We start from the raw sequence: 25,785 nt of genomic DNA, 5'->3' as shown, positions 1-25,785 counted from the left end.
AAAATGGAATGGACTCAAATCCTGACCCTGGCCGCGAAAGAGTTTCGCGACCGTTTGCGCAACCGCTGGGTGCTGGCGGTAGCCTTGGTGTTCACGGTGTTTTCTTTGGTGATTGCTTACTTTGGCGGCGCCGCGCAAGGCCAGGTGGGCCTGCGCTCCATCGAGTTCACCATCGCCAGCCTGGTCAGTCTGGTGATCTATCTGATCCCGCTGATCGCTTTGCTGCTGGGCTTTGACGCCGTGGTGGGCGAGCGCGAACGTGGCTCACTGGACCTGCTGCTGGCCCTGCCCGTCACGCGCCTCGAAGTGCTGCTCGGCAAATACCTGGGTCTGGCAGCGGCCCTGACGCTTTCCACGTTGGCGGGCTTTGGTCTGGTGGCGCTGCTGCTCTTCAAACAGCATGGCTGGGCGGCGCTGTACCACTACGTGGGCTTCATGATCAGTTCGGTGCTGCTGGGCTTGGCGTTTCTGAGCCTGGCGGTATTGATGTCGGTGATTGCGCGGGAGCGCACGCGCGCTTCGGGCCTGGCGATTGCGATGTGGTTTTTCTTTGTGCTGGTGTTTGACCTGCTGCTGCTGGGCGGGCTGGTAGCCACCGGCGGCGCCTATGGTGGTGATGCTTTCGCCTATCTGTTGCTGTTGAATCCGGCGGATGTGTTTCGCATTCTCAACGTGTTTTCGCTCGAAGATGTTCGCACCCTGTATGGCCTGGCCAGCATCGTGCCACCCGCGCTGGCCAAGCCCTGGCTGATGGGCTCGGTCATGGTGGCGTGGATTGTTGTGCCGCTGGCCCTCGCAAACTGGAGATTCAAACCATGAATTACACATGTTCCTGCCGCCGTACTGGCGCCGATGATCCCTGCGGCGTACGCCGCCAACTGCTTGGTCTGGTCGCGCTGACCGCCCTGAGTGCACTTGTCGGGTGCGGCGAACAATCAGACGACACGGGGGCGCTGGGGCCGGTGGAGATCAACGCTGCCACTTCGTGCGAGCTGGATGGCATGCTGCTCGCCGACTACCCCGGTCCGAAGGCGCAGATCCGCTACGCCGGCCAGGAAGCGCCGGTCTTCTTCTGCGATACGGTGGAGCTGTTCAACACGCTGCTGCGGCCCGAGCAGGTGCGTAAGGTGGCGGCGGTGTACGTACAGGACATGGGCAAAGCCGACTGGGAGCAGCCACGCGGCAACTGGTTCGACGCCAGAAGCGGCTTGTTTGTGCTGGGCAGCAAGCGACATGGCTCGATGGGCCCGACCATAGGCAGCTTCGCCCAGGAGGCTGATGCCAGGAAATTCATCGAACAATGGGGTGGCAAGCTATTGCGTTATGACGAGGTCAAACCCGGGATGGTGGACCTGAGCGGCGGAGCCCTGCACGACAGCAAGATGTAGCCATGATGCTGCGCAGGCTTGCAATCAGGCCGCTGTACATCGCCGGCTTCGCCGGTCTGGTGCTATTGGGTGGCATGTTGCTCGCGTCTTGGCGTTCCCAGCCGTCGCATGAGGCCGTGCTGGTTGAAACGGATGAAATCTGCGTGGTGGCGCCACCCGTGCCCCATGACCCGAAGTCGGGGCTGGGCCTGCATGCGCCCCGACCGGTACCCGCCGATGCGCGCTGCCCCGTGTGCGGCATGTACCCGGCGCGCTCACCCGAGTGGGCGGCGCAGGTCATTTTCGACAACGGTGACACGCAGTTTTTCGATTCTCCGCTCTCTCTTTTTACCTATCTGCAAGACGTGGGTCGCTACACCCGTGGCCGCCAGACCAGTGAGGTCGCGGCGAGTTACGTAACCGACGCCAGCAGCGGTGCCTGGATCCGTGCGACGAACGCGGTCTACGTGAGCGGCTCGTCTGCTGCGGGGCCGATGCGCGCAGGCAACCTACCCGCTTTTTCCAGCGCCGCGCTTGCTCAGCGTTTTGTCAGCGCACGCGGCGGCGTCTTGCTGGAGGCCGGGCAGATCAGCCCGCAGCTTCTGCAAAACCTCAATGGCGAGCGGCGCCATGCCCACGTCGAGTCGCCTCCCTGAAGTCCAGGGACGACGCCAGAGAGTTCAGCGCACAGTGGGGAGGTATCCACGATGGGGACGGCTCGTACCACACCTGCGCCTATCCGCACCCACAAGGCAAAAAAACCCGAACCGGCAAGGGTTCGGGTTTTGCAGGGTAGCTTGGATGCCTGGTCTACTTGCGCGCCGGTGGCAGGTCGGTGCAACTGCCGTGCGCCACTTCCGCCGCCATGCCCATGCTTTCGCCGAGGGTGGGGTGCGGGTGAATCGTCTTGCCGATATCCACCGCGTCCGCGCCCATTTCGATGGCCAGCGCAATCTCGCCGATCATGTCGCCAGCGTGCGTGCCGACGATGCCGCCACCGAGAATCTTGCCGTGGCCATGCGCCTCGGGGGAGTCATCAAACAGCAGCTTGGTGAAACCTTCGTCGCGGCCATTGGCAATCGCCCGGCCGGAGGCGTTCCAGGGGAACAGCCCTTTCTTGACCTTGATGCCCTGCGCTTTGGCCTGGTCTTCGGTCAGGCCGACCCAGGCGATTTCCGGGTCGGTGTAGGCCACGCTGGGAATCACGCGGGCGTTGAAGGCAGCACTGGCCAGCTCCTTGTTGCCCTGCAGCTCACCGGCGATCACTTCAGCGGCCACATGGCCTTCGTGCACCGCCTTGTGCGCCAGCATGGGCTGGCCGACGATGTCGCCAATCGCAAAGATGTGCGGCACGTTGGTGCGCATCTGGATATCCACCGGGATGAAGCCGCGGTCGCTCACACTCACACCAGCCTTGTCGGCCGCAATCTTCTTGCCGTTCGGCGTGCGGCCCACGGCCTGCAGCACCAGGTCGTAGGTCTGGGGCGCCGGAGCGCCCTCGCCTTCGAACGTCACCTCGATGCCCTTGGCAGTCGCCTTGGCGCCGACAGTTTTGGTCTTGAGCATGAGGTTGTCAAAACGCGGGGCGTTCATTTTCTGCCAGACCTTGACCAGGTCGCGGTCGGCGCCCTGCATCAGGCCGTCCATCATTTCCACCACGTCCAGGCGCGCGCCCAGCGTGGAATACACGGTGCCCATCTCAAGCCCGATGATGCCGCCGCCCAGGATCAACATGCGTTTGGGAACTTCTTTCAGTGCCAAGGCGCCGGTTGAATCGACCACACGCGGATCTTCAGGCATGAAAGGCAAACGCACCGCCTGCGAGCCGGCCGCGATGATGCAGCTCCTGAACGCAATTGTCTGCTTCTTGCCGGTTTTGTCCTGTGCGCCACCGGAGGTTTCTTCCACTTCCACATGGTGGGCGCCGACAAAAGTGCCATAACCGCGAACCACCGTCACCTTGCGCATTTTGGCCATCGCGCTGAGACCGCCCGTCAGCTTGCCGACGACTTTTTCCTTGTGGGTACGCAGCTTGGCGATGTCGAGCACCGGCTCGCCGAAGCTCACGCCCAGGCTGTTGAAATGTTTGACCTCGTCCATCACCGCGGCCACATGCAGCAGCGCCTTGGACGGGATGCAGCCGACGTTCAGGCAGACGCCGCCCAGGGTGGCGTAACGCTCGACGATGATGACTTTCAGGCCGAGGTCGGCGGCGCGGAAGGCGGCCGAATAACCGCCGGGGCCGGCGCCCAGCACCAGCAGGTCGCAGTCCAGGTCAGCCTGCCCGCCAAAGCTGGCGGCAGCTGGCGCTGGTACGGGGGCTGGCGCTGCTACTTTTTCAGGAGCTGCCGGCGCAGATGCAGCGGGGGCTGGCGCCTGTTTTTGTTCTGAAACGGGGGCAGCGGCACCTTCGGCGTCCAGCGTCAGCACGACCGTCCCCTGTTTGACCTTGTCGCCCAGCTTGACCTTGAGTTCCTTGACGACGCCGGCATGGCTGGAAGGAATTTCCATCGAGGCCTTGTCGCTTTCCACGGTCAGCAGGCTCTGGTCGGCCGCGATGGTGTCGCCGGGCTTGACCAGCAGTTCGATCACGCTGACCTCGTCGAAGTCCCCGATGTCGGGAACGGTAATGTCTATCAATGCCATGTCTCTTGTCTCCGCTTGATGGTCGGCTTACTTTTTCAGCTTGACCGTGAACAGTTCCACCGGGCCGCCGGAATTCTTGTCGAACTCGCAGCCCGCGTGCACGCCGGCCAGGGCCACTTCGCGCGCCGTTTTCGCCTTGCCCCAGGTGGCATGCATGGCCCCCAGTGCAAAGCTGCGCCCCGAGCCGATGGCCCAGAACTCCTTGAACTCAAAAACCTCACGGTAGCTGTAGAGCCCGTAGATGCCGGTGGCGTTGGCAATCAGCGCGCTGAACTGGCTGGACTCGTAGGGGTCGTTGTCGTCTTCCTTGGTCTGCAGGAAAAAGGTGTCCTTGAGCACGGGATGCAGCTTGTGGAAGGTGTCGAACACCTCGTCCTTGCTGCCCAGCCGGAGCTGGTCCTTGGGCAGTGCCGCCATGGCCTTGCGCAGCACCGGAAAATGCGCCGCCGTGCCGGCGATGCCGATGTAGCTGCCGCCGGCCGGTGTCTCGACCTTGAAGATCTTCTCGTTGGCCTCGAAGCGGCTGGTCAGGCGCGTATCGCCAAAGGTGATCAGCGCGTCGGTGGCGATCACGGCCTGCCCGGCTTTCCTGACAGCGACCAGAGTCGTCACAAAAGAACCCGGCGGAAGTCACCCAGGATCTGGCCCAGGTAGGCGTTGAAGCGCGCGGCCGAAGCGCCGTCGATGACGCGGTGGTCCCAGCTCAGGGACAGCGGCAACATCAGGCGCGGCTGGAAGGCCTGGCCGTCCCACACCGGCTCGGTGCTCGACTTGCAGACGCCGAGGATGGCGACTTCGGGCGCGTTGATGATGGGCGTGAAATAACGCCCGCCTATGCCGCCCAGCGACGAGATGGTGAAACACGCGCCCTGCATGTCGGCCGGGCTGAGCTTGCCGTCACGCGCCTTTTTCGCGAGTTCGCCCATCTCCTGCGAAATCTGCACCACGCCCTTCTTGTCGGCGTCCTTGATGACAGGCACAACCAGGCCGTTGGGCGTATCGGCGGCGAATGCCACGTTGTAATACTGCTTGAGCACCAGCTGATCACCGTCCAGCGAGGCATTGAACTCGGGGAATTTCTTCAGCGCCGCCACCGAGGCCTTGATCAGGAAAGCCAGCATGGTGATTTTCACAACGCCTGCGTTGTTTCCAGCTTTCGCGGCTTTTTCGTATTCCAGGTTCATCAGCACGCGGAAGGCTTCCAGCTCGGTGATGTCCGCATCGTCGTGGTTGCAGACGTGCGGAATCATGACCCAGTTGCGGTGCAGGTTGGCGGCGCTGATCTTCTTGATGCGCGACATGTCCTTGCGCTCGACCGGGCCGAACTTCGTGAAGTCCACCTTGGGCCAGGGCAGCAGGTCCAGGCCAGCGCCGCCGCCGGTCGAAGCCGGGGCTTTGGCAACCTGCGCCTGGGTGCGTGCTTCGCCGGCCATCACGGCCTTGGTGAAACCCTGCACGTCGTCCAGCGTGATGCGGCCCTTGGGGCCGCTGCCCTTGACATCCGCCAGGGGAACGCCGAGTTCGCGCGCAAACTTGCGCACCGACGGCGAGGCATGCGGCAGGTTACCGGTGGGTGCAGACGGTTCGTGCGCCGGCGCCACGGCGGCCGGCGCCGGTGCGCTGGTTTGGCTGGCAGCGGGCGCTGAAGCTGCGGCGGCGGGCGCCGCGGCCAGAGCCGGTGCCGAAGCGGCGGCCGGTGCCGCCGCGCCCTCCAGAATCGCGAGCAGGTCGCCAATGTTGATCTTGTCGCCGAGCTTGACCTTGAGTTCACGGATCACACCCGACACCGACGACGGAATCTCCATCGAGGCCTTGTCGGACTCCACGGTCACCAGCGACTGCTCGGCCTTCACCGTGTCGCCGACCTTGACCAGCACCTCGATGACGGCCACGTCCTTGAAGTCGCCGATGTCCGGCACGCGGACCTCGACCGGGCCGGCGGTGGCAACCGGCGCGGCCGCGGATGCTACTGAATCGGTAGCTGCCGGCGCAGGTGCAGCGGGGGCTGGAGCCTTATTTTGTTCTGCAACGGGAGCCGCAGCAGGCGCAGCGGTCGTCGCAGCGCCCTCGCCTTCGAGCACCAGCACGACGGAGCCTTGCTTGACCTTGTCGCCCAGCTGGACCCTGACTTCCTTGACCACGCCGGCCTGGCTCGAGGGAATTTCCATCGAGGCCTTGTCCGATTCAACCGTGATCAGCGACTGCTCTGCCTTGACGTTGTCGCCCGGCTTGACCAGCAGCTCGATGACCGTCACCTCGTCAAAGTCCCCGATGTCGGGAACCTGTATGTCTACCAATGCCATGTTCTTGTCTCCAGTTCGTCCGTGTTTTTCTGCGCGTGGTGATCAGGCCGGATCAGGCGTAAAGCGGGTTGACCTTGTCGGCATGGATGCCGTACTTCCTGATCGCCTCGGCGACCTTGGCCACCGGCACGGTGCCCTCTTCGCTGAGGGCCTTCAGCGCGGCCACCACGATGTAGTGGCGGTTGATCTCGAAGTGCTCGCGCAGCTTGCTGCGGAAATCGCTGCGGCCAAAACCGTCGGTGCCGAGCACCTTGTAGGTACGGCCCCGGGGAATGAAGGGACGAATCTGCTCGGCATAGGCTTTCATGTAGTCGGTCGAGGCGACCACCGGTCCCGTGTGTTTTTCGAGCTGCTGGCCCACAAAGGGAACACGCGGTGTGTCCAGCGGGTGCAGCAGGTTCCAGCGCTCGGCATCCTGGCCGTCACGCGTGAGTTCGTTGAAGCTCGGGCAGCTCCAGACGTTGGCGGCGACGCCCCAGTCTTTTTCCAGCAGTTCCCGGGCAGCGATGGACTCGCGCAGGATGGTGCCCGAGCCCAGCAGCTGCACGCGCGGCGCCGTCCCGGCCTGCCCCTTGGCCAGCCCCTGGCCGCCTTCCTGGAGCAGGTACATGCCCTTGACGATTTGCGCCTCGGTGCCCGGGGTCAGGCCCGGCATCGCGTAGTTCTCGTTGAGCAGCGTGATGTAGTAGAAGACGTTTTCCTGGCGCTCGACCATGCGCTTGAGGCCGTCCTGCATGATCACCGCCACCTCATGGGCATAGGTCGGGTCGTAGCTGACGCAGTTGGGAATCGTGCCGGCCAGGATGTGGCTGTGGCCGTCCTCGTGCTGCAGGCCTTCGCCGTTGAGCGTGGTACGGCCCGAAGTGCCGCCCAGCAGGAAACCACGCGCCTGCATGTCACCCGCGGCCCAGGCCAGGTCGCCGACGCGCTGGAAGCCGAACATCGAGTAATACACGTAGAACGGGATCATGATCCGGTTGTTTGTGCTGTAGGAGGTGGCCGCCGCGATCCAGCTGCTCATGCCGCCGGCCTCGTTGATGCCTTCCTGCAGGATCTGGCCCTTTTTGTCTTCCTTGTAATACATCACCTGGTCTTTATCGACCGGGGTGTATTTCTGGCCTGCCGGGTTGTAGATGCCGATCTGGCGGAACAGCCCTTCCATGCCGAAAGTGCGGGCCTCGTCCACCAGGATGGGCACCACGCGCGCACCCAGCGCCTGGTCGCGCAGCAACTGCGTGAGAAAACGCACATAGGCTTGCGTGGTGGAAATCTCACGGCCTTCCGGCGTGGGCTCGATCACTGCCTTGAACGTCTCCAGGGACGGCGCCGTGAAGCTCTCGTCGGCCTTGGTCCGGCGGTGCGGCAGGTAGCCCCCGAGGGCCTTGCGGCGCTCGTGCAGGTATTTCATTTCAGGCGTGTCGTCGGCCGGCTTGTAGAACGGGACCTCCGGCAACTGGCTGTCGGGAATCGGGATGTTGAAGCGGTCGCGGAAGGCCTTGATGTCCTCGTCGGACAGTTTTTTGGTCTGGTGGACGTTGTTCTTGCCTTCGCCGATCTTGCCCATGCCAAAACCCTTGACGGTCTTGATCAGCAGCACGGTCGGCTGGCCGGTGTGGTTGACCGCCTTGTGGAAAGCCGCGTAGACTTTTTTCGAGTCGTGGCCGCCGCGGCGCAGGTCGAAGATTTCCTCGTCGCTCATCCTGGAGACCATCTCCAGCGTCTCGGGGTTCTGGCCGAAGAAATGCTTGCGCACGTAGGCACCGTCATTGGCTTTCATGGCCTGGTAGTCGCCGTCGGGCGTGTCCATCATGACCTTGCGCAGCGCGCCGTTCTTGTCGCGCGCCAGCAGCGGATCCCAGTTGCTGCCCCAGACCAGCTTGATCACGTTCCAGCCTGAGCCGCGGAACTCGCCCTCAAGCTCCTGGATGATCTTGCCGTTGCCGCGCACCGGGCCGTCCAGGCGCTGCAAATTGCAGTTGATGACGAAGATGAGGTTGTCGAGGTTCTCGCGGGCCGCCAGGCTGATCGCGCCGAGCGATTCCACCTCGTCCATCTCGCCGTCGCCGCAGAACACCCAGACCTTGCGGTTCTCGGTGTTGGCAATGCCGCGCGCGTGCAGGTACTTGAGGAAACGCGCCTGGTAAATCGCCATCAGCGGGCCCAGGCCCATGGAGACGGTGGGGAACTGCCAGAACTCGGGCATCAGCTTGGGGTGCGGGTAGCTCGACAGGCCCTTGCCGTCGACCTCTTGGCGGAAGTTCAGCAACTGCTCTTCCGTCAGCCGCCCTTCGAGGTAGGCACGGGCATACACACCGGGCGACACATGGCCCTGGATGTACAGGCAGTCGCCGCCGTGCTCCTTTCCAGGCTCGGCGCTTTCGGCATGCCAGAAGTGGTTGAAGCCGGCGCCGAACAGGCTGGCCAGGGAAGCGAACGAGCCAATGTGCCCGCCCAGGTCGCCACCGTCGGCCGGGTGCAGGCGGTTGGCCTTGACGACCATGGCCATGGCATTCCAGCGCATGTAGGCGCGCAGGCGCTGCTCGATCAGGAGGTTGCCGGGAGAAGGCACCTCGTCGCTGGGTTCGATGGTGTTGACGTACCCGGTGGTGGCGGAGAACGGCGTGTCGATGCCCTCCTGGCGCGCCTGCTCGAGCAACTGCTCCAGCAGGAAGTGGGCCCGTGCGCGGCCCTCGTCGTTGCTGGGGCTGTTGGCAATGACGGCACTGAGCGCATCAATCCACTCGCGGGTTTCCTGGGCGTCCGTGTCCTGGACCTCGTTGGCAGCCTTGCCCAATGTGTCGGCACGTGCCTGTTCCGGATTTGCAGCCATGGTTTTGTCTCCTGCTGGTCGCTAGATTCCTAGCTGTTGATTTGGTGGCGTCAACATCACGTTAACGCAATTTGGATTCCAGGCTCCAGTTTCCCACAATTTTCAGGACTTTTCAAATAGTGCCTTTTACTTTCGCATTATGAAATATTGGCAACCTTCGTCAGCCAGGCCCATCGGACGCGCCGCCGACGCCTGCCACGCCGGGACCGCCCTCACCGCCGGTGATGGCGCACGGCCGCAGGGGGAAGTCCCGTAAACTCGACATCCCGCCATGACTCAGCCCACACCCTCCACTTTTGACGCCCCTGCCAGCAGCGCGCCGCTGGCCCGCTGGCGGCGCTGGTGGCGCAAACAATCACCGACCCGCCAGGACCGCTTCGTCACCCTCGGCCCCCTGCTGGCGGTGATGCTTTTCCTGGCCGCGGTGATTGCCGCGTTTGCCTACCTGCGCATCGAGGAAATCGACCGCGAGCAGCAGGCCGTCAAGCGCGATGTGGAGTACGCGCAGCAAAGGCTGCGCCTGCGCCTGCTGGAGCGTCAGGAGCAGTTGATGCGGCTGGGCCGCGACGTGTCCAACAAGGACGTGGACAGCGAGGAGTTCATTGCGCAGGCCGAATCCCTGGTCAACCAGTACCCCGAACTGCTGGCCGTGACCTGGATAGACGCGCGCCGCCGGGTCCGCTCTGCCTATGTCTCGCCGAGCGCGAATTCGTCGCAGCAGCAGGCGCCCGGCGAACAGCTCAAACGCGGGGAAACGGAAAGCACCTTCGGCCTGGCGCGCGACTTGCGGCAGCCGGTCTATTCGCGCCCGCTGACCGTCAAGGACGACCCCAGCTACAACGCCCCCAGCCTGCAGTTGCAGGTGCCGCTCGACGACCAGGGCAAATTCGATGGCGTCATCATGGGCGAATATTCCATCGACGGCCTGCTGCGCTTTGGGGTTCCCAATGAAGTGACCGCAAAATACGCGGTGGCCCTGCTCGACGACCAGGGCAAGGTGCTGGCCGGCAACCTGCCGCCGCCCAGAAACACGGCGGCCAGGCTGCTGCCGCTTTCCGACGAGGCGCAGGAGTACGAGATTCCGGTGTCACCGGTTGGCAATGGCCTGCTGCTCAAGGCCCAGGGCTACCGGGCCTCGCTGGGTGTGGTGGGCAGCGGCTTCTTCTGGCTCGTCAGCGCCCTGAGCGCGCTGACCGTGTGGATGCTGCTGGGCACCTGGCGCCACACGCGCCGGCGCGTGCAGGCCCAGGAAGCGCTGATCTCGGAAACCAACTTCCGCCGCGCCATGGAGAACTCCATGCTGACGGGCATGCGGGCGCTGGACCTGCAGGGCCGCATCACCTACGTCAACCCGGCGTTTTGCCAGATGACGGGCTGGAGCGAAGGCGAGCTGGTGGGCCGCACCGCGCCCTTCCCCTACTGGCCGGAGCAGGACCGCGAAATGCTTGCGGCCCGGCTCGACGACGAGTTGCACGGCCGCTCCACGCCGGGCGGTTTCGAAGTGCGGGTCAAACGCAAAAGCGGCGCGATTTTCGACGGCCGCATGTATGTCTCGCCGCTGATCGACCCGCGCGGCCAGCAGACCGGCTGGATGACCTCGATGACCGACATCACCGAACCCAAGCGCATCCGGGAAGAACTGTCCGCGTCGTACGAACGTTTCACCACGGTGCTCGAGGGGCTGGACGCGGCGGTGTCGGTGGCACCGCTGGGCAGCGAGGAGCTGCTGTTCGCCAACAAACTCTACCGCGCCTGGTTCGGCAGTGAAGTCGCCGGCCACATGAGCCTGATCGCCCAGGCCGGCGTGCCGGCCGCGACACCGACGGACGATACCCTGGACGCGGTCGACGGACTGGCGGGTTTTCCGACCGATACCCTGACCACGGCCCAGACCGAAAACGCCGAGATTTTTGTGCCTGAACTCGGCAAATGGCTGGAGGTGCGGTCGCGCTACCTGACCTGGGTGGACGGTCGCCTCGCACAGATGGTGATTGCCACCGACATCACGCCGCGCCGCCATGCCGAAGAGCAGGCCGCACTGCAGGCCGAGCGGGCCCAGGCGGCCAGCCGCCTGATCACCATGGGCGAGATGGCGTCGAGCGTGGCGCACGAACTGAACCAGCCGCTGACCGCCATCAACAACTACTGCAACGGCATGGTCTCGCGCATCAAGGGTCAGCAGATCAGCAACGAGGACCTGCTGGTCGCGCTCGAAAAAACCGCCAGGCAGGCACACCGCGCCGGGCAGATCATCCAGCGCATCCGCTCCTTCGTCAAACGCAGCGAACCGAACCGCAGCCTGGCCGACGTGGCCACCATGGTCAGCAATGCGATGGAGCTGGCCGACATCGAACTGCGCCGCCACAACGTGCGCCTGAGCCACTACATCGCCGCGCGCCTGCCGCCCGTGATGGTGGACCCCATCCTGATCGAGCAGGTGCTGATCAACCTGATGAAAAACGGCGCCGAATCGATCGCGCAGGCGCAGCGCCCCACCGCGCGGCGCAGTGTGGAGCTGCGCGTGGTGCCCAAAACCATCGCCGAGCAGAACGTGATCGAGTTTTCGGTGCTCGATTCGGGCAAGGGCCTGTCGCCCGAAGTGATGGGACGGCTCTACGAAGCCTTCTACTCGACCAAGGCCGAAGGCATGGGCATCGGCCTGAAGTTGTGCCGCAGCATTGTGGAGTCGCACCAGGGCAGAATGCAGGCCGAGAACCTCTACAATGGGGACGAAGTGGTGGGGTGCCGGTTTACCTTCTGGATCCCCGTGACACCCCTGCTCTCGCCAGCGCCGGCTGCCGCAGAAGCGCCCGCCGCCCCGACTGGCATTTCCTGACAGGGTTCTGAAACCGTTTACGCAAAGGTTTGGCATGAGCTTGATTCCGAAAAAAGGTACCGTCTACGTCGTGGATGACGACGAAGGCGTGCGCGACTCGCTCCAGTGGCTGCTGGAAGGCAAGGACTACCGCGTTCGCTGTTACGACTCTGCCGAAACCTTTCTGAGCCGCTACGACCCGCGCGAAGTCGCCTGCCTGATCGTCGACATCCGCATGGGCGGCATGACCGGCCTGGAGCTGCAGGACCGCCTGGTCGAACGCAAGTCCCCCCTGCCCATCGTGTTCATCACCGGGCACGGCGACGTGCCCATGGCCGTCGACACCATGAAAAAAGGCGCGATGGATTTCATCCAGAAGCCTTTCCAGGAAGAAGCCCTGGTGAGCCTGGTGGAACGCATGCTGGACCAGGCCAAGGAAGCCTTCAGCGAACACCAGCAGTCCGCCAGCCGCGACGCCCTGCTGGCCAAGCTCACCTCGCGCGAGGCGCAGGTGTTGGAGCGCATCGTCGCTGGCCGCCTGAACAAGCAGATCGCCGACGACCTGGGCATCAGCATCAAGACGGTGGAGGCGCACCGCGCTAACATCATGGAAAAGCTCAACGCCAACACCGTGGCCGACCTGCTGAAAATTGCCCTGGGCTCGAGCGCCCCCAAGGTCGCCTGACTCCCACCTTCACTCCTTTTTTTATAGCTGACGGCGCCCGTGGTTCAAGGACTGGCGGGCGTTTTTACTTGAAGACCCGACACCATGACCGCTCACATCATTGATGGCATCGCCCTGTCCAAGCAACTGCGCGCCGACGTCGCAAAACGGGCCACCGCCCTGCGCGCACGCGGTGTGGTGCCCGGCCTGGCCGTGGTGCTGGTCGGCGAGAACCCGGCCAGCCAGGTGTATGTGCGCAACAAGGTCAAGGCCTGCGAGGACAGCGGCCTGCATTCGGTGCTGGAGCGCTACCCGGCGACGCTGAGCGAAGCCGAGCTGCTGGCGCGCGTGGACGCGCTCAACCGCGACCCCGCCATCCACGGCATCCTGGTCCAGCTTCCCCTGCCCGCCCACATCGATGCGCACAAGGTGATCGAGGCGATTTCCCCGGCCAAGGACGTCGATGGTTTCCACGTCGCCAGCGCCGGTGCCCTGATGGTTGGCCAGCCCGGTTTCTGGCCCTGCACACCTTACGGCTGCATGAAGATGCTCGAGAGCATCAACTACGACCTGAAGGGCAAACATGCGGTGGTGATAGGCCGCAGCAACATCGTCGGCAAACCGATGGCATTGATGCTGCTGCAGAAAAATGCCACGGTCACGATCTGCCACAGCGGCACGCAAAACCTCAAGGCCCTGACGCTTCAGGCCGACGTGGTGGTCGCCGCCGTGGGCAAGCGCAACGTGCTGACGGCCGACATGGTCAAACCCGGCGCGGTGGTGATCGACGTGGGCATGAACCGCAATGACGAAGGCAAGCTCTGCGGCGACGTGGATTTCGACGGCGTGAAGGAAGTCGCCGGCTGGATCACGCCGGTGCCTGGCGGTGTGGGCCCCATGACCATCACGATGTTGCTGGTCAATACCCTCGAGGCTGCAGAGCGCGGCTGATTGGCCCCCACGGTTGCTCGCTTCGCGTAGCGCCCTGCCCCCCAAGGGGGCCGCTGCGCCTGCGGGCCGGCAAAGCCGGACCCGCGGCCCCTGCTTGAAAAGAGTGCTGCGGTCCCCGGTTGCGCCGGCTAGGCGGCGCCATCCTTCGTCGAACGGCTCAGGCACCACAGCGTCCAGCTCGCAGCCAGCCATTGGGCCAGGTACATCGCGCTGCCCAGGCCGTGCCAGAACCGGAGGTTGCCGCCGTCGGCGCGTGCATTGACGATGCGCGGCGCCACGCCGAACTCCACCAGCACCGCCAGCAGCAGGCCGGCCACTATGAATTTCATAGCTGCTTGCGCAGGCGGGGCAAGGGCTGGAGCCTCTTTTTTATTCACAACCAGCAGCAGGAGCATGGCGCAGGCCACGCTGAGCCAGGTCTGGGCCGTGAACAGTTTCGCGGCCATGGCACCGGCCGCGGCGGGGCTGGGCAGGTGAATGAACAACATCGGCACCACGACAAAACCCAGACCCGTCAGGCTGCCCCACCAGAGGGCGGCGAGCAAGATGCTGAAGCGTGATCGGGTGTTCATGATTGCTTAAAGGGGTGCCCCGGACGCCGAATGAACGGCAGCGAGGGCTCTCTGTTCCAGCAGGGGCCGCGGGTCCGGCTCCGCCGGCCCGCAGGCGCAGCGGCCCCCTCGGGGCTGGAGCCTGCGGCTCCAAAGCTGCTTGAGCAGCTTTGGACAGGCGACAGAGGCGAAGCGTCTCGCGAGCCGCGGCCTGCAAGGCCTCGGGAGCTACACGCAGTGAGCGACCGTGGGGGCCAAATACAGGGCGCCCAGAACGCGCGGGCCGCGGGCGCCCGTGACGGCGGGCAAACTGCCCGGCTGCCGGTGGTGCCAGGCCCGCGCCAGCCATGCAAAGGCGGCAGCTTCCACCTGCAGCGGCGGCAGGCCACGCGCGGTGGTCGGCTGGACGCTCACCCCCGGCAGGGCCAAGGCCAGTTGCCGCATCAGTTCGTCATTGAAGGCGCCGCCGCCGCAGACCAGCAGTTCATTGGTGTGGGGTGCATGGTGCATCAGGTCGCGCGCGCAGGCCTGCGCCGTCAGGGCTGTGAGGGTGGCCTGCACATCCTGCGGTGCGCTGACCTCCAGGCCGTTGAGCTGCCCGGCCAGCCATTCGGGGTTGAACAGGTCGCGCCCTGTGCTTTTGGGCGGGGCCTTGGCAAAGTAAGGCGCCGCCAGCAGGCGCGCCAGCAGGCCGGGAAGCACGGTCCCTGACGCGGCCCAGGCACCCTGCGCGTCGTAAGGCTGGCCGGTGTGCTGCAGGCACCAGAAGTCCATCAGGGCGTTGCCCGGGCCACAGTCAAAACCCTTGACCGGGCCGCCGTGCGCCGGCAGCAGGGTGAGGTTGCTGATGCCGCCGATGTTGAGAATCGCGACGTCCCGTTCGGGCTGCGCAAAAACAGCGTGGTGAAACGCAGGCACCAGCGGCGCGCCCTGGCCGCCGGCCGCGAGGTCGGCGGTGCGGAAATCGGCGACCACGTCCAGCCCGGTGAGTTCAGCCAGCAGGGCCGGGTTGTTCAGTTGCAGCGTGTAGCCTGCCTCTGATCCGCCGCTGAGCGTGTCGTCCCCGAATTCCTGCGGCCGGTGGCGCACGGTCTGCCCGTGGGCGCCTATGGCGCGCACCTGGTCGGTCGTGATGCCCTGGTGGCCCGCCTGCGCGAGCAGGGCCTGGACCACTTGTGCGTACACCATGGCCAGCTGGTTGGCGGCCAGCGCAGCGCGGTGCAGTTCGTTGTGGCCAGCGGAGTTGAGGGCCAGCAGCTCGGCCCGGAAGGCGGCAGGGAAGGGGACGGACGCAGAGGCCATGACACGCGGCACCGCCGGCTCGAAATCCACCAGAACGCCGTCCGCGCCATCGAGCGAGGTGCCCGACATCAACCCCATGTAGTAATCAGCCATGCCTCATTTTGCCGTAAGGTGGCCAGAGGCAACGCTCCATGGGACGAGCAAGCGCGAGGGCCGTGTGTCCGCCAGACGCGCCACGCGAGCTAAAAAATCAAGCCAGGGCCGCGGAACCGGCTTCGCCGGGCCGCAGGCGCAGCGGCCCCCTCGGGGGGCAGCGCATTACACGCAGTGAGCGAGCGCGGCGGCTCTGTTTTTCCGCAGGGCCGCCCCAAGGAAAAATGCACCCCCTCGGGGGGCAGCGAGCTACACGCAGTGAGCGAGCGTGGGGGCTCTGTTTTATTCAGCCCGGGTCTGCGTGATGTCCGCTGCAGCCTGCAACTGTTGCTTCACATGGCCCGCGAGTTGGCGGAACAGGGGTTGCGCTGCCGCTGACAGGGGAACGGTTTCGTTCTGCTGGGCAATGGTCATCGGGTCCTGGTGGGCGCCGTTGACGCGGAACTCGAAGTGCAGGTGCGGCCCGGTGGCCCAGCCGGTCGCGCCGACGGCCCCGACGTTCTGCCCCTGGCTCACGCTTTGGCCTCTTTGCACGTTGATACGGCTCAGGTGGGCGTAAACGGTGGTGTGGTTGTTGCGGTGTTTGATGAACACGACGTTGCCAAACCCGTTTTGCACGCCGGCAAACTCGACCACGCCATCGCCGATGCTGCGCACGGCCGTGCCTGTCGGTGCGGCGTAATCGACGCCGAGGTGGGCGCGCCATGTCTGCAGGATGGGATGAAAACGCATCTTGAAGCCGCTGCTGACACGCGAAAACTCCATGGGCGAGGCCAGGTAGGCGCGGCGCAGGCTCTGGCCGTCGAGCGTGTAGTAGCCACCTTTGGCTGCGCTGGTGCCGCCCGCCTGGTCGCGGAACCACATGGCCTGCAGGGTCTTGCCGCTGTTGACAAATTCGGTGCTGACCACCCGGCCGGTCCGCAGCGCTTCGCCATCGGCTTCCAGCGTTTCGTAGACCACGCTGAAACGGTCGCCTTTGCGCAGGGCGCGGTGGAAGTCGATATCACCCGAGAAAATTTCCGCGATCTGGATCGCCACGGCGTCGGGGATGCCCGCATCGTCGGTGGCGGCAAACAGCGAGGTCCGGATGGTGCCGCCGGCCAGCTGGGTCGAGCTGGTGTAGGCCGCGGTTTCCACGCGGGACGTAAAACGGTTGTCTGCCGCACGTTCGACCACCAGCCGGGTGAATTTTTCCTCGTCGTCGGTGGCCCAGCGCACGGTCAGCTTGAGCAACTGGTTGTTGTCCGTCGCTTCAACCGTTACATTCTTGCCGGGGCGGCCCATCAGGGTCAGGCGGCCGTTGGCGTCGCTGCGCAAAAAGGCAGCGGCTGCGGCGTCGTCAATGTTCAGGCGCTTGAGCAGGGCGTCGGCCGTGTCGGTGCTGCGCGTGGTTTCGCTGCGAAACAGCTTGAACTGGAAATTGCTTAAGGCTTCGGTCTGTGCCTCGGTGGGCAGGCTCTGGACGGCTTCCAGGACCTGGCGGACCGGCAGGTCGGCGGCATCGGGTGCGAGCGGTGCGACGCCGAAGGCGGTGACTCCGGTTCCCAGCAGCAAGGCGGCCAGCGTGCCTGTGATTCTTTTAGGATGGCGGCGAAGCAGGTTGGTGACTGCTTGCAGCGCGTACGCGAGATCGGTCTTGATCAAAACTGGGGTTCCCAACCTTTGTAGGCTTCAGGCTGCAGAAGCGGCCTGATAGCGACTGATGATGGTGTTGTGCACTCCCCTGCAAAAGGCGGACGGTGCAACAACTTAGAATCGGTTTGCAATTTGCGGGCCAACCTGCTTCGGGGCCCCGCAACGGCAGAAACGTGATTATATCTGTCAGACAACTGCCCGATCTGTGAAAAACCCTTATGAATCAAGAGCTTGTTACAAACTTTCCCGTGACGGACCGTGCCAGGGAGGCCTTGGCCGTGTCCCTGCGGGGCTGTGAAGAACTGATTCCCCAGGATGAATGGCTGAAAAAACTCGCGCGGTCAGAGGCTACCGGCGTTCCGCTGCGCATCAAATTGGGGCTGGACCCGACCGCGCCTGACATTCATGTCGGACATACCGTGGTGCTGAACAAAATGCGTCAGCTTCAGGATCTGGGTCACACCGTCATCTTTCTCATTGGCGACTTCACCAGCCTGATCGGCGATCCGTCGGGCCGCAACAACACGCGTCCTCCGCTCACCCCGGAGCAGATCAAGGCCAACGCCGACACCTACTACCGCCAGGCTTCCCTGGTGCTGGACCCGGCCCGCACCGAGATCCGCTACAACAGCGAGTGGAGCGACCCGCTGGGCGCGCGCGGCATGATCGAGCTGGCCGCCAGATACACGGTGGCGCGCATGATGGAGCGCAACGACTTCCATGACCGTTTCAAGGCCGGCACGCCGATCAGCGTGCATGAGTTCCTCTACCCGCTGATGCAGGGCTACGACTCGGTGGCCCTCAAGTCCGACCTGGAGCTGGGCGGCACCGACCAGAAGTTCAACCTGCTGATGGGCCGCCACCTGCAGGTCGAATACGGCCAGGAGCCGCAGTGCATTTTGACCATGCCGCTGCTCGAGGGGCTGGACGGCGTGGAGAAGATGTCCAAGAGCAAGAACAACTACATCGGCATTTCCGAAGACGCCAACACCATGTTTGCCAAGGTGCTGTCGATCTCCGACGTGCTGATGTGGAAGTGGTTCACCCTGCTGAGCTTCAGGACCGAGGCCGAGATTGCCGCGCTGAAGAAGGAGGTCGAGGGCGGGCGCAACCCGAAAGACGCCAAGGTGGCGCTGGCCAAGGAGATCACGGCCCGTTTCCATTCTGCCGCCGCGGCAGACGCCGCCGAGCAGGACTTCATCAACCGCAGCAAGGGCGGCGTGCCCGACGAGATTCCCGAAATCGCCCTGAGCGGGGCGCCGCTGGGCATGGCCGCGCTGCTCAAGATGGCGGGGCTGGCCGCCTCCACCGGCGAAGGCAACCGGTTGATCGAGGGTGGCGGTGTGCGCGTGGACTCCAGCGTGGTCAGCGACAAGGCGCTCAAGCTGGATGCCGGGATCTACGTCGTGCAGGTGGGCAAACGCAAGTTTGCGCGTGTGACGCTTTCCTGAATTGTTGGCTGGCCATGAAGCTGCCAACACTGCAATCCCTGACTCCGCAACGCCTGCTGATGGCTTCGGTGGTGGTTGCGCTTGTCACCATCGTGCTGAAAACCGGGGCCTGGTACATCACCGACTCGGTGGGATTGCTGGCCGACGCCATGGAGTCCTTCGTCAACCTGGCCAGCGCGATCTTCGGGCTGACCATGGTCACGATTGCGCAGCGGCCTGCCGACGACGAGCATCCCTACGGTCACCACAAGGCCGAGTATTTCTCCTCCGGGTTTGAGGGGGTGCTGATCATTGCCGCGGCACTGGCCATCATCTGGGCGGCCGGTCACCGGATTTTTGATCCGCGGCCCCTGCAGCAGGTGGGTTGGGGTCTGGCGCTGTCCGTGGCCAGCTCGGGTCTCAACGGCCTGCTGGCCTGGATCATGTTCCGCTCCGCAAGAGCGCACCGCTCGATCGCGCTCGAAGCCGATGCCAGGCACCTGGTCACCGACGTCTGGACTTCGGCGGGCGTGGTGGTGGGCATTGTTGCCGTTGCGCTGACGGGCTGGTTGTGGCTCGATGCGCTGGTGGCGATCGGGGTGGCACTGAACATTCTGTGGGAAGGTGGCCATTTGATGTGGCGCTCGTCGCAGGGCCTGATGGACGAGGCGGTGGAGCCCGAGGTGCTGGCCGACATTCACGAGACCCTGGAGGAGTTCCAGCACCACACCATCCGCTTTGATCACATCAGCACGCGCCGCTCGGGCCAGCGCCGTTTTGTGGACATGCACATGCACATGCCGGCCAGCTGGTCACTCGGGCGCGCAGCTGCGGTTCGCGCCAGTGTCGAGCAGGCGCTGATGAGCGCCGTGCCGGGCCTGCGCGCCACCATCGAACTGTTGCCTTCGGACGTGGAAGCGCACTTTGACGACAAAAAGGACCTGATTTGATCAGCGTGATACAGCGCGTGAGCCAGGCGCGTGTGGTGGTGGGCGGTGAAGTAGTTGGCCAGATCAGCGCCGGCTTGCTGGTGCTGCTGTGCGCCGAGCGCGGCGACAGCGATGCCCAGGCCGACAAGCTGCTGGCAAAAATCCTCAAGCTGCGGATTTTTTCAGACGAGGCCGGCAAGATGAACCGCAGCGTGCAGGACGTGGCCGGCGGCCTGCTTGTCGTGAGCCAGTTCACCCTGGCCGCCGATGTGTCGGGCGGCAACCGGCCCAGCTTCACCGGCGCCGCGGCACCTGACGAGGGCCGGCGACTCTACGACTACTTCGTGATGCAGGCCAGATTGGCGCATCCGCAGGTAGAGACCGGCCAGTTTGCGGCAGACATGCAGGTGCACCTGGTCAATGACGGGCCGGTGACGATTCCCTTGCGCATGAACACGCTATCGATTTAATAGCTTCTGGTGTCCGTCCGATAAGGGCCCACGGCCAATTTGATATATGAAAACTCAGCGGTAAGGGTTTTTGACGCCCAGGCCGGCGAGGATTTCAATCTCGCGCGCCTCCATGGCCTGCGCATCAGCATCACCCGTCTCATGGTCCCAGCCCTGCGCATGCAGCACGCCGTGCACCAGCAGGTGCGCATAGTGCGCCTGCAATGTTTTCTTGTTATCGCGCGCCTCTTTGGCAATCACCGGCGCACACAGCACCAGATCGGCCGTGACCAGCGGTGCCTGTGTGTAATCGAAAGTCAGCACGTTGGTGGCGTAGTCTTTCTGACGGTAGCCGCGGTTCAGCGCCTGGCCTTCTTCGGCGTCGACGATGCGCACGGTGATCTCGGCATCGCTGTCCAGCGCATGGCGTATCCAGCGCGCCACGCTGTGGCGCGGCAGGGCGGCACGGTGGCGCCGGGCGTCCTTGATGTCGCCGAACTGCAGCGACAGGCTCAGCTGTTTAAGAGCCATTTCGGCTCTTTGTCCTTGTGGGGCGGGCGACGGGCACTATCGAATCGATAGCGTCGTCAATGCCCGGGGTTTTGCCCTTGTAGCCGTCATAGGCGTCCACGATGCGCGCCACCAGCGGGTGCCGCACCACGTCGGCGCTGGTCAGGCGGGTGATCGCAATGCCCTTGACGCGCTTGAGCACACGTTCGGCGTCGATCAGCCCGCTGAGCTGCGTGCGCGGCAAATCGACCTGGCTCACGTCGCCGGTGATCACCGCCTTGGCGCCAAAGCCGATGCGGGTCAAAAACATCTTCATCTGTTCGGGCGTGGTGTTCTGCGCCTCGTCGAGGATGACAAAAGCATGGTTCAGCGTGCGCCCGCGCATGAAGGCCAGCGGCGCGATTTCGATCTGCTGACGCTCGAAGGCCTTCTGCACACGCTCAAAACCCATCAGCTCGTACAACGCGTCGTAGAGCGGGCGCAGGTAAGGGTCCACCTTCTGGTTCAGGTCGCCGGGCAGAAAACCCAGGCGCTCACCGGCCTCGACCGCCGGGCGTGTCAGCACGATGCGCTGCACCGCGCTGCGCTCCAGCGCATCCACCGCGCAGGCCACAGCCAGGTAGGTCTTGCCGGTGCCGGCCGGGCCGATGCCGAAGGTGATGTCGTGCGTGGCGATGTTTTCCAGGTAGGCGCCCTGGTTGGTGGTGCGCGCCCGCAGGTCGGCGCGGCGGGTGGACAGCGCCATCGCGCCGTCGGGGGCGATGCTCAGCGCGGTGTCACCGGCCAGCATCAGCTGCACGGTTTCCTCGGGAATCGGGCGCTGCGCCATTTCATACAACGCCTGCAGCACTTCCAGCGCCTGCTGCGCCTTGGCCTTGGGCCCGTCGATCTTGAACTGCTCGAAGCGGTGCGCAATCGTGACCTGCAGCGCCGCCTCGACGGTGCGGATGTGCGAGTCCATGGGGCCGCACAGGTGGCCCATGCGGGTGTTGTTGGGCGGGGTGAAAGTGTGACGGAGGATCAAAAGGGTGTTTTCCTTGGGGCAAGGCAGACAGATGGGTGATTGTCCCCCGATATTCAAGCCAGCGGGCGCGCGGTCCCGACTGCTAAGATTTGCCCATGATCGGAAGAATAAGTGGCCTGCTGGCCGAAAAGAACCCCCCGGAACTGCTGGTGGACTGCAACGGCGTGGGTTACGAGGTGCTGGTGCCCATGAGCACCTTCTACAACCTCCCCGGTCTGGGCGAAAAAGTTTCGCTGCTGACCCATTTTGTGGTGCGCGAGGACGCGCAAATCCTCTACGGCTTCGGCAGCGCCAGCGAACGCGCCGCCTTTCGCCAGCTGATCAAGATTTCCGGCGTCGGCCCGCGCACGGCACTCAGCGTGCTCAGCGGCCTGAGCGTCGACGAACTGGCCCAGGCCGTGACCAGCCAGGAAGCCGGCCGCATCATCAAGGTGCCCGGCATCGGCAAAAAAACCGCCGAGCGCCTGCTGCTCGAACTCAAGGGCAAGCTCGGCGCCGACATGGGCATCACCGTCAGCGTGGCCGACGACATGCAGTCTGACATCCTGCAGGCGCTGGTGGCCCTCGGTTACAGCGACCGTGATGCGGCGCTGGCGCTGAAGGCGCTGCCGAAAGACATTGGTGTCAGTGACGGCATCAAGCTGGCTTTGAAGGCCCTCGCTAAATGACCATCCAGACCGACGACTTCGACATGTCCGGCGTGCCGCCCGTCAAACGCGTCATGTCGGCCGTGCCGGCCTCGCCCAACGAGGAAGCGATCGAACGCGCCTTGCGGCCCAAGCTGTTCGACGACTACGTGGGCCAGTCCAAGGTGCGCGAGCAGCTCGAGATTTTTATCGGGGCTGCCAGAAAACGCAGCGAAGCCATGGACCATGTGCTGCTGTTCGGTCCGCCCGGCCTGGGCAAGACCACGCTGAGTCACATCATTGCGCACGAACTCGGCGTGAACCTGCGCCAGACCTCGGGCCCGGTGCTGGAAAAGCCGAAAGACCTGGCCGCGCTGCTGACCAACCTCGAAAAAAACGATGTGCTCTTTATCGACGAGATTCACCGCCTGAGCCCGGTCGTTGAAGAAATTCTGTACCCTGCTCTGGAGGACTACCAGATCGACATCATGATCGGTGAAGGTCCGGCGGCACGTTCCATCAAGCTCGACCTGCAGCCCTTCACGCTGGTGGGCGCCACCACCCGCGCTGGCATGCTGACCAACCCGCTGCGCGACCGTTTCGGCATCGTCGCGCGGCTGGAGTTCTACAGCGCCGAAGAGCTGGCCCGCATCGTGCGGCGCAGCTCGGGCTTGCTCAACGTGCCCATGGACGAAGACGGTGGTTTTGAAATTGCACGCCGTTCGCGCGGCACACCGCGCATTGCCAACCGCCTGCTGCGCCGCGTGCGCGACTATGCCGAGGTCAAGGGTGCAGGCCACATCACGCTGGACATCGCCAACAAGGCGCTGGCCATGCTCGACGTCGACCCCCAGGGCTTCGACGTGATGGACAGGAAACTGCTTGAGGCTGTCATTCACAGATTCGACGGCGGCCCGGTGGGCCTGGACAACATCGCCGCCAGCATCGGCGAGGAGCGCGACACGATTGAAGACGTGATCGAGCCCTATCTGATCCAGCAGGGTTATCTGCAGCGCACGCCGCGCGGCCGCATCGCGACGCTGGCCGCCTACCGGCATCTGGGCGTGACACCGCCCGGCACCGGCGCAGGCCTGTTTGAACCCGGAACCTGAACCTTCCATGAGCCTGGCCCATACCCTTTCCCTGAAACGCGGCTGGATCTGGATGGGGGTCGTGGCCATGCTTGTGGTGGCAGCCGGCGTGGCCTGGTTTGTCCAGAAAAGTCCCCGGGTCGATGTGCTGGAATTGCGTTATGCGCCGCTGCTGCGGACCCTGCAGTTTTCTGCCCGCGTGGCGACCCTGTCGCGCGTGGACGTGGGCAGCACCGTGACCGGGCGCGTCGCGCAGGTGCGGGTGGCCGAAGGTGCGCAGGTGCGCCGGGGCGACGTGCTGGTCCAGCTGGAGACCGAGGAGCTGCGCGCCGCCGTGACGCAGGCGCTGGCTTCCGAGCGCCAGGCCCAGGCGCGGCTGGCAGGCTTGCGCAGCACCGGCCGCACGTCCGCGCAGGCCGGCCTTGCGCAGGCCGACTCGACGCTGAAGGCGGCCGAGGCCGAGCTGGCACGCACCCAGCAACTCGTGAAGCAAGGTTTTCTCAGCGAAGCGCGGCTCGATGAAGTCCGGCGTGCCGTCGAAGTGGCCCGGGCGCAGCAGGCCGGCGCCCGCGCACAGACCCAGGCCAACGCCGATGCCGGTACCGACGTGGCCCAGGCCCAGGCGCAGTTGGCCCTGGCCAGCGCCGCCACGGCGGCGGCGCGCGCCCGCCTGGCGCAGGCGGCCGTGCTGGCACCGACCGATGCACGCGTGTTGACACGCGATGTCGAGCCGGGGCAGATCGTGCAGCCCGGCAAGGCCCTGATGAGCCTGGCGCTGGCCGGCCCCACACAACTCACGGCGCAGGTGGACGAGCGTTTCCTCGACCAGTTGCAGCCGGGGCAGAAGGCGGCCGTGGTGGCTGATGCTTTTGCCGACCAGCGTTTTGCCGCCCGCGTGTTGTCGATTGCCCCTGCCGTCGATGCCCAGCGCGGCGCGATCGAAGTCAAGTTTGCGCTCGAGCAGCAGGCGCCGGCCTTTTTGCGGGAAGACATGACGCTGTCGGTCGAGGTTGAAACCGGCCGGCGCGAACGCGCCCTGGTGCTGCCGCTGAGCGCTTTGCGCGGCCAGCCGTCACCCGCCACGGCGACGGTGCTGGTCGCCGACGCGGGTCGCGCGCAGGAGCGCCCGCTGCGCCTGGGCTTGCGCACGCTGGACGCGGCCGAAGTGCTCGAGGGCCTGGCTGAAGGGGACGCCGTGCTGCTGGGCAGCAGCGTCCCGGCCGGCGCCCGGATTCGCGCGCGCGCCGTGGCCTGGGCGCCGGGGCAGCCGGTCGCCAAAGCTGCGGCCGCGTCCGAAGCGGGCTCGGCCATGAGCAACGCCATCGGGCGCTGAAGCGGCATGATCCCCGGGCTCGGTTTTGAATGGCGCGTGGCGCTGCGTTTCCTGCGCGAGGGCCGCATGCAGACCGTGCTCATCATCGTCGGCGTGGCCGCCGGTGTGGCGGTCATTGCCTACATTTCGGCGCTGATCAGCGGCCTGCAGGGAAGCACCTTGACCAAGACCCTGGGCGCGCAGGCGCACATCAGCGTGCATGCGCCGGACGATGTGGTCACGACCGCCTGGCCGGCCGCGCCTGGCACCATCACACTGACCGACACCCAGCCGCGCGCACAGCGCCTGCGCTCGGTCGCCAACTGGCAGGCTTTGGTGCCGCTGCTTGAAGCCATGCCGGCCATTGCCGGCGTGTCCCCCATGGTGTCGGGCGCCGGCCTGGCCTTGCGCGGCGAGGCCACCCAGGCGATTGCGCTGATGGGTGTGGACCTGGACCGCTACGACCGCGTCGTCGGGCTGCGCAGCAAGGTGATCAGCGGCAGCGCGCGGCTGGCGCCGGGCGAGGCCATCGTGGGCCGTGAACTGGCCGCCGACCTGGGCGTGCGCGCCGGTGACCGCCTGACCGTGCAGACCGGCCTGGTCAGCGACTCGGTGCGTGTCACCGCGCTGGTGGACTTGGGTATCAAGGACCTGAACCGTCGCACCGTCATCGTGCCGCTACGCGCGGCACAAAACCTGCTAGGCCTGCCCGGCGGCGCCACCAGCCTGGACCTGACCGTGAAAGACGTCTGGTCGGCCCAGGACCTGGCCGGTGAGCTGCGCCGGCAGTTTCCCTACAAGGTCGAAAGCTGGCAGGAGAGCAACGCGCAGCTGGTGTCGGCCCTCAACGCCCAGTCGGTCAGCACCGCGCTGATACGCGGGGTGGTCTTGGTGGTGGTGGTGCTGGGCATTGCCAGCGTGCTGGTGGTGTCTGTCGTGCAAAAGCGCCGCGAGATCGGCATCCTGCGCGCCATGGGCGCCACGCGCGGTCAGATCCTGCGGCTTTTCCTGGTGCAGGGCGCGGTGGTGGGCGCGCTCGGCTCGGCGCTTGGCATTGCGCTGGCCGTGCTGATGATCTGGCTGTTCACGAAATTCGTGCGCGGCTCCGACGGGCTGCCGCTGTTTGTCATCGGCCTGCCGCTGGCCACGGCCCTGCAGGTGGCGCTGATCGCCACCGTGTGTGGGGTGCTGGCCGCGGTGGCACCGGCGCGCCGCGCTGCGGCGCTGGACCCGGCGCAGGCGATACGGATGTGACCC

The 25,785-nt window shown here is 65.1% G+C and carries 22 protein-coding genes; 13 read left to right on the top strand and 9 right to left on the bottom strand.

Annotated features, from left to right (window positions below; genetic code table 11):
- Window positions 1-3 precede the first annotated feature (3 nt).
- From PSV40_RS16730 to PSV40_RS16720, 3 genes are all read left to right on the top strand, one after another.
- A complete protein-coding gene (locus PSV40_RS16730; protein WP_300539902.1) occupies window positions 4-819 on the top strand; it encodes an ABC transporter permease subunit in 816 nt (271 codons plus the stop codon).
- Entirely contained in the window at window positions 816-1,388 is a 573-nt protein-coding gene (locus PSV40_RS16725; RefSeq protein ID WP_300539900.1) for a nitrous oxide reductase accessory protein NosL, read from the top strand. Before PSV40_RS16730 ends, PSV40_RS16725 begins: the two co-directional genes overlap by 4 nt.
- A 74-nt stretch (window positions 1,389-1,462) precedes the next feature.
- On the top strand, window positions 1,463-2,023 hold the full coding sequence (locus tag PSV40_RS16720) for a nitrous oxide reductase accessory protein NosL (protein ID WP_300540073.1): 561 nt from the start codon (window positions 1,463-1,465) through the stop codon (window positions 2,021-2,023).
- Between the two features lie 154 nt (window positions 2,024-2,177).
- On the opposite strand, the gene lpdA is transcribed toward PSV40_RS16720, so the two are convergent.
- Genes lpdA through aceE form a run of 4 tightly spaced genes read right to left on the bottom strand, consistent with a single transcriptional unit; the run spans window position 2,178 to window position 9,146 of the window.
- Window positions 2,178-4,013, bottom strand: coding sequence for a dihydrolipoyl dehydrogenase (lpdA, locus tag PSV40_RS16715; RefSeq protein ID WP_300539898.1), 1,836 nt, complete (start codon window positions 4,011-4,013; stop codon window positions 2,178-2,180).
- A 27-nt stretch (window positions 4,014-4,040) separates the two neighbouring features.
- Window positions 4,041-4,625, bottom strand: a complete 585-nt coding sequence (locus PSV40_RS16710; protein WP_300539896.1) for an MFS transporter — start codon at window positions 4,623-4,625, stop codon at window positions 4,041-4,043.
- A complete protein-coding gene (gene aceF / locus PSV40_RS16705; protein WP_300539894.1) occupies window positions 4,622-6,316 on the bottom strand; it encodes a dihydrolipoyllysine-residue acetyltransferase in 1,695 nt (564 codons plus the stop codon). Before aceF ends, PSV40_RS16710 begins: the two co-directional genes overlap by 4 nt.
- 52 nt (window positions 6,317-6,368) lie before the next feature.
- Entirely contained in the window at window positions 6,369-9,146 is a 2,778-nt protein-coding gene (gene aceE, locus PSV40_RS16700; RefSeq protein WP_300539893.1) for a pyruvate dehydrogenase (acetyl-transferring), homodimeric type, read from the bottom strand.
- Window positions 9,147-9,417: 271 nt separating this feature from the next.
- Here aceE and PSV40_RS16695 point away from each other — a divergent pair, with 271 nt between their 5' ends.
- The 3 genes from PSV40_RS16695 to folD all read left to right on the top strand — a co-directional run bounded on the left by PSV40_RS16695 (window position 9,418) and on the right by folD (window position 13,576).
- The gene (locus PSV40_RS16695) at window positions 9,418-11,982 is read left to right on the top strand and encodes a PAS domain S-box protein (protein ID WP_300539891.1); all 2,565 of its coding nucleotides are present in this window, start codon (window positions 9,418-9,420) and stop codon (window positions 11,980-11,982) included.
- Between the two features lie 34 nt (window positions 11,983-12,016).
- Complete coding sequence (locus PSV40_RS16690) at window positions 12,017-12,646, top strand: response regulator transcription factor (RefSeq protein WP_096665408.1); 630 nt, start codon at window positions 12,017-12,019, stop codon at window positions 12,644-12,646.
- An 84-nt stretch (window positions 12,647-12,730) separates the two neighbouring features.
- Complete coding sequence (gene folD / locus PSV40_RS16685; RefSeq protein WP_300539888.1) at window positions 12,731-13,576, top strand: bifunctional methylenetetrahydrofolate dehydrogenase/methenyltetrahydrofolate cyclohydrolase FolD; 846 nt, start codon at window positions 12,731-12,733, stop codon at window positions 13,574-13,576.
- A gap of 128 nt (window positions 13,577-13,704) precedes the next feature.
- Here folD and PSV40_RS16680 read toward each other — a convergent pair whose 3' ends face one another.
- From PSV40_RS16680 to PSV40_RS16670, 3 genes are all read right to left on the bottom strand, one after another.
- Entirely contained in the window at window positions 13,705-14,148 is a 444-nt protein-coding gene (locus tag PSV40_RS16680) for a DUF4149 domain-containing protein (protein ID WP_300539886.1), read from the bottom strand.
- A 207-nt stretch (window positions 14,149-14,355) separates the two neighbouring features.
- On the bottom strand, window positions 14,356-15,522 hold the full coding sequence (locus PSV40_RS16675) for an anhydro-N-acetylmuramic acid kinase (RefSeq protein ID WP_300539884.1): 1,167 nt from the start codon (window positions 15,520-15,522) through the stop codon (window positions 14,356-14,358).
- A gap of 282 nt (window positions 15,523-15,804) precedes the next feature.
- Entirely contained in the window at window positions 15,805-17,166 is a 1,362-nt protein-coding gene (locus PSV40_RS16670) for a M23 family metallopeptidase (protein ID WP_300539882.1), read from the bottom strand.
- A gap of 209 nt (window positions 17,167-17,375) precedes the next feature.
- On the opposite strand from PSV40_RS16670, the gene tyrS reads away from it, so the two are divergent.
- From tyrS to dtd, 3 genes are read left to right on the top strand one after another with little or no spacing between them, the layout of a single operon-like run.
- A complete protein-coding gene (tyrS, locus tag PSV40_RS16665) occupies window positions 17,376-18,608 on the top strand; it encodes a tyrosine--tRNA ligase (protein WP_300539881.1) in 1,233 nt (410 codons plus the stop codon).
- Window positions 18,609-18,622: 14 nt separating this feature from the next.
- Window positions 18,623-19,537 (top strand): cation diffusion facilitator family transporter, encoded by a 915-nt coding sequence (locus PSV40_RS16660; RefSeq protein ID WP_300539879.1) that lies wholly within the window; start codon window positions 18,623-18,625, stop codon window positions 19,535-19,537.
- Window positions 19,534-19,986: a D-aminoacyl-tRNA deacylase gene (gene dtd, locus PSV40_RS16655; protein WP_300539877.1), complete on the top strand. Its 453-nt coding sequence runs from the start codon at window positions 19,534-19,536 to the stop codon at window positions 19,984-19,986. Before PSV40_RS16660 ends, dtd begins: the two co-directional genes overlap by 4 nt.
- Before the next feature lie 54 nt (window positions 19,987-20,040).
- Here the strand turns inward: dtd and ybeY are convergent, their stop codons facing one another.
- Together ybeY and PSV40_RS16645 are read right to left on the bottom strand one after the other, a co-directional pair.
- Window positions 20,041-20,496 (bottom strand): rRNA maturation RNase YbeY, encoded by a 456-nt coding sequence (ybeY, locus tag PSV40_RS16650; RefSeq protein ID WP_300539875.1) that lies wholly within the window; start codon window positions 20,494-20,496, stop codon window positions 20,041-20,043.
- Window positions 20,486-21,499 carry a PhoH family protein gene (locus tag PSV40_RS16645; protein ID WP_300539873.1) on the bottom strand — a complete coding sequence of 338 codons (1,014 nt, stop codon included), beginning with the start codon at window positions 21,497-21,499 and terminating at the stop codon, window positions 20,486-20,488. The genes ybeY and PSV40_RS16645 overlap by 11 nt, the downstream gene beginning before the upstream one ends.
- 95 nt (window positions 21,500-21,594) lie before the next feature.
- On the opposite strand from PSV40_RS16645, the gene ruvA reads away from it, so the two are divergent.
- From ruvA to PSV40_RS16625, 4 genes are read left to right on the top strand one after another with little or no spacing between them, the layout of a single operon-like run.
- Window positions 21,595-22,167: a Holliday junction branch migration protein RuvA gene (ruvA, locus tag PSV40_RS16640; RefSeq protein ID WP_300539871.1), complete on the top strand. Its 573-nt coding sequence runs from the start codon at window positions 21,595-21,597 to the stop codon at window positions 22,165-22,167.
- A complete protein-coding gene (gene ruvB / locus PSV40_RS16635; protein ID WP_300539870.1) occupies window positions 22,164-23,237 on the top strand; it encodes a Holliday junction branch migration DNA helicase RuvB in 1,074 nt (357 codons plus the stop codon). Before ruvA ends, ruvB begins: the two co-directional genes overlap by 4 nt.
- Window positions 23,238-23,244: 7 nt before the next feature.
- Window positions 23,245-24,549, top strand: coding sequence for an efflux RND transporter periplasmic adaptor subunit (locus PSV40_RS16630; protein WP_300539868.1), 1,305 nt, complete (start codon window positions 23,245-23,247; stop codon window positions 24,547-24,549).
- A gap of 6 nt (window positions 24,550-24,555) precedes the next feature.
- Window positions 24,556-25,782 (top strand): FtsX-like permease family protein, encoded by a 1,227-nt coding sequence (locus tag PSV40_RS16625; protein ID WP_300539866.1) that lies wholly within the window; start codon window positions 24,556-24,558, stop codon window positions 25,780-25,782.
- Window positions 25,783-25,785: the final 3 nt, after the last annotated feature.

Origin of the sequence: Polaromonas sp., assembly GCF_029945925.1 — a bacterium.
Taxonomy (GTDB): Bacteria; Pseudomonadota; Gammaproteobacteria; order Burkholderiales; family Burkholderiaceae_C; genus Polaromonas.
Note: the sequence above shows the minus strand (reverse complement) of the source record. Positions and strands in the feature narration are given on the sequence as shown.

Coding starts and splice junctions, on each gene's coding strand:
- PSV40_RS16730 (WP_300539902.1), top strand. CDS start 4: ATGGAATGGACTCAAATCCTGACCCTGGCCGCGAAAGAGTTTCGCGAC.
- PSV40_RS16725 (WP_300539900.1), top strand. CDS start 816: ATGAATTACACATGTTCCTGCCGCCGTACTGGCGCCGATGATCCCTGC.
- PSV40_RS16720 (WP_300540073.1), top strand. CDS start 1,463: ATGTTGCTCGCGTCTTGGCGTTCCCAGCCGTCGCATGAGGCCGTGCTG.
- lpdA (WP_300539898.1), bottom strand. CDS start 4,013: ATGGCATTGATAGACATTACCGTTCCCGACATCGGGGACTTCGACGAG.
- aceF (WP_300539894.1), bottom strand. CDS start 6,316: ATGGCATTGGTAGACATACAGGTTCCCGACATCGGGGACTTTGACGAG.
- aceE (WP_300539893.1), bottom strand. CDS start 9,146: ATGGCTGCAAATCCGGAACAGGCACGTGCCGACACATTGGGCAAGGCT.
- PSV40_RS16695 (WP_300539891.1), top strand. CDS start 9,418: ATGACTCAGCCCACACCCTCCACTTTTGACGCCCCTGCCAGCAGCGCG.
- PSV40_RS16690 (WP_096665408.1), top strand. CDS start 12,017: ATGAGCTTGATTCCGAAAAAAGGTACCGTCTACGTCGTGGATGACGAC.
- folD (WP_300539888.1), top strand. CDS start 12,731: ATGACCGCTCACATCATTGATGGCATCGCCCTGTCCAAGCAACTGCGC.
- PSV40_RS16680 (WP_300539886.1), bottom strand. CDS start 14,148: ATGAACACCCGATCACGCTTCAGCATCTTGCTCGCCGCCCTCTGGTGG.
- PSV40_RS16675 (WP_300539884.1), bottom strand. CDS start 15,522: ATGGCTGATTACTACATGGGGTTGATGTCGGGCACCTCGCTCGATGGC.
- tyrS (WP_300539881.1), top strand. CDS start 17,376: ATGAATCAAGAGCTTGTTACAAACTTTCCCGTGACGGACCGTGCCAGG.
- PSV40_RS16660 (WP_300539879.1), top strand. CDS start 18,623: ATGAAGCTGCCAACACTGCAATCCCTGACTCCGCAACGCCTGCTGATG.
- ybeY (WP_300539875.1), bottom strand. CDS start 20,496: ATGGCTCTTAAACAGCTGAGCCTGTCGCTGCAGTTCGGCGACATCAAG.
- ruvA (WP_300539871.1), top strand. CDS start 21,595: ATGATCGGAAGAATAAGTGGCCTGCTGGCCGAAAAGAACCCCCCGGAA.
- ruvB (WP_300539870.1), top strand. CDS start 22,164: ATGACCATCCAGACCGACGACTTCGACATGTCCGGCGTGCCGCCCGTC.
- PSV40_RS16630 (WP_300539868.1), top strand. CDS start 23,245: ATGAGCCTGGCCCATACCCTTTCCCTGAAACGCGGCTGGATCTGGATG.
- PSV40_RS16625 (WP_300539866.1), top strand. CDS start 24,556: ATGATCCCCGGGCTCGGTTTTGAATGGCGCGTGGCGCTGCGTTTCCTG.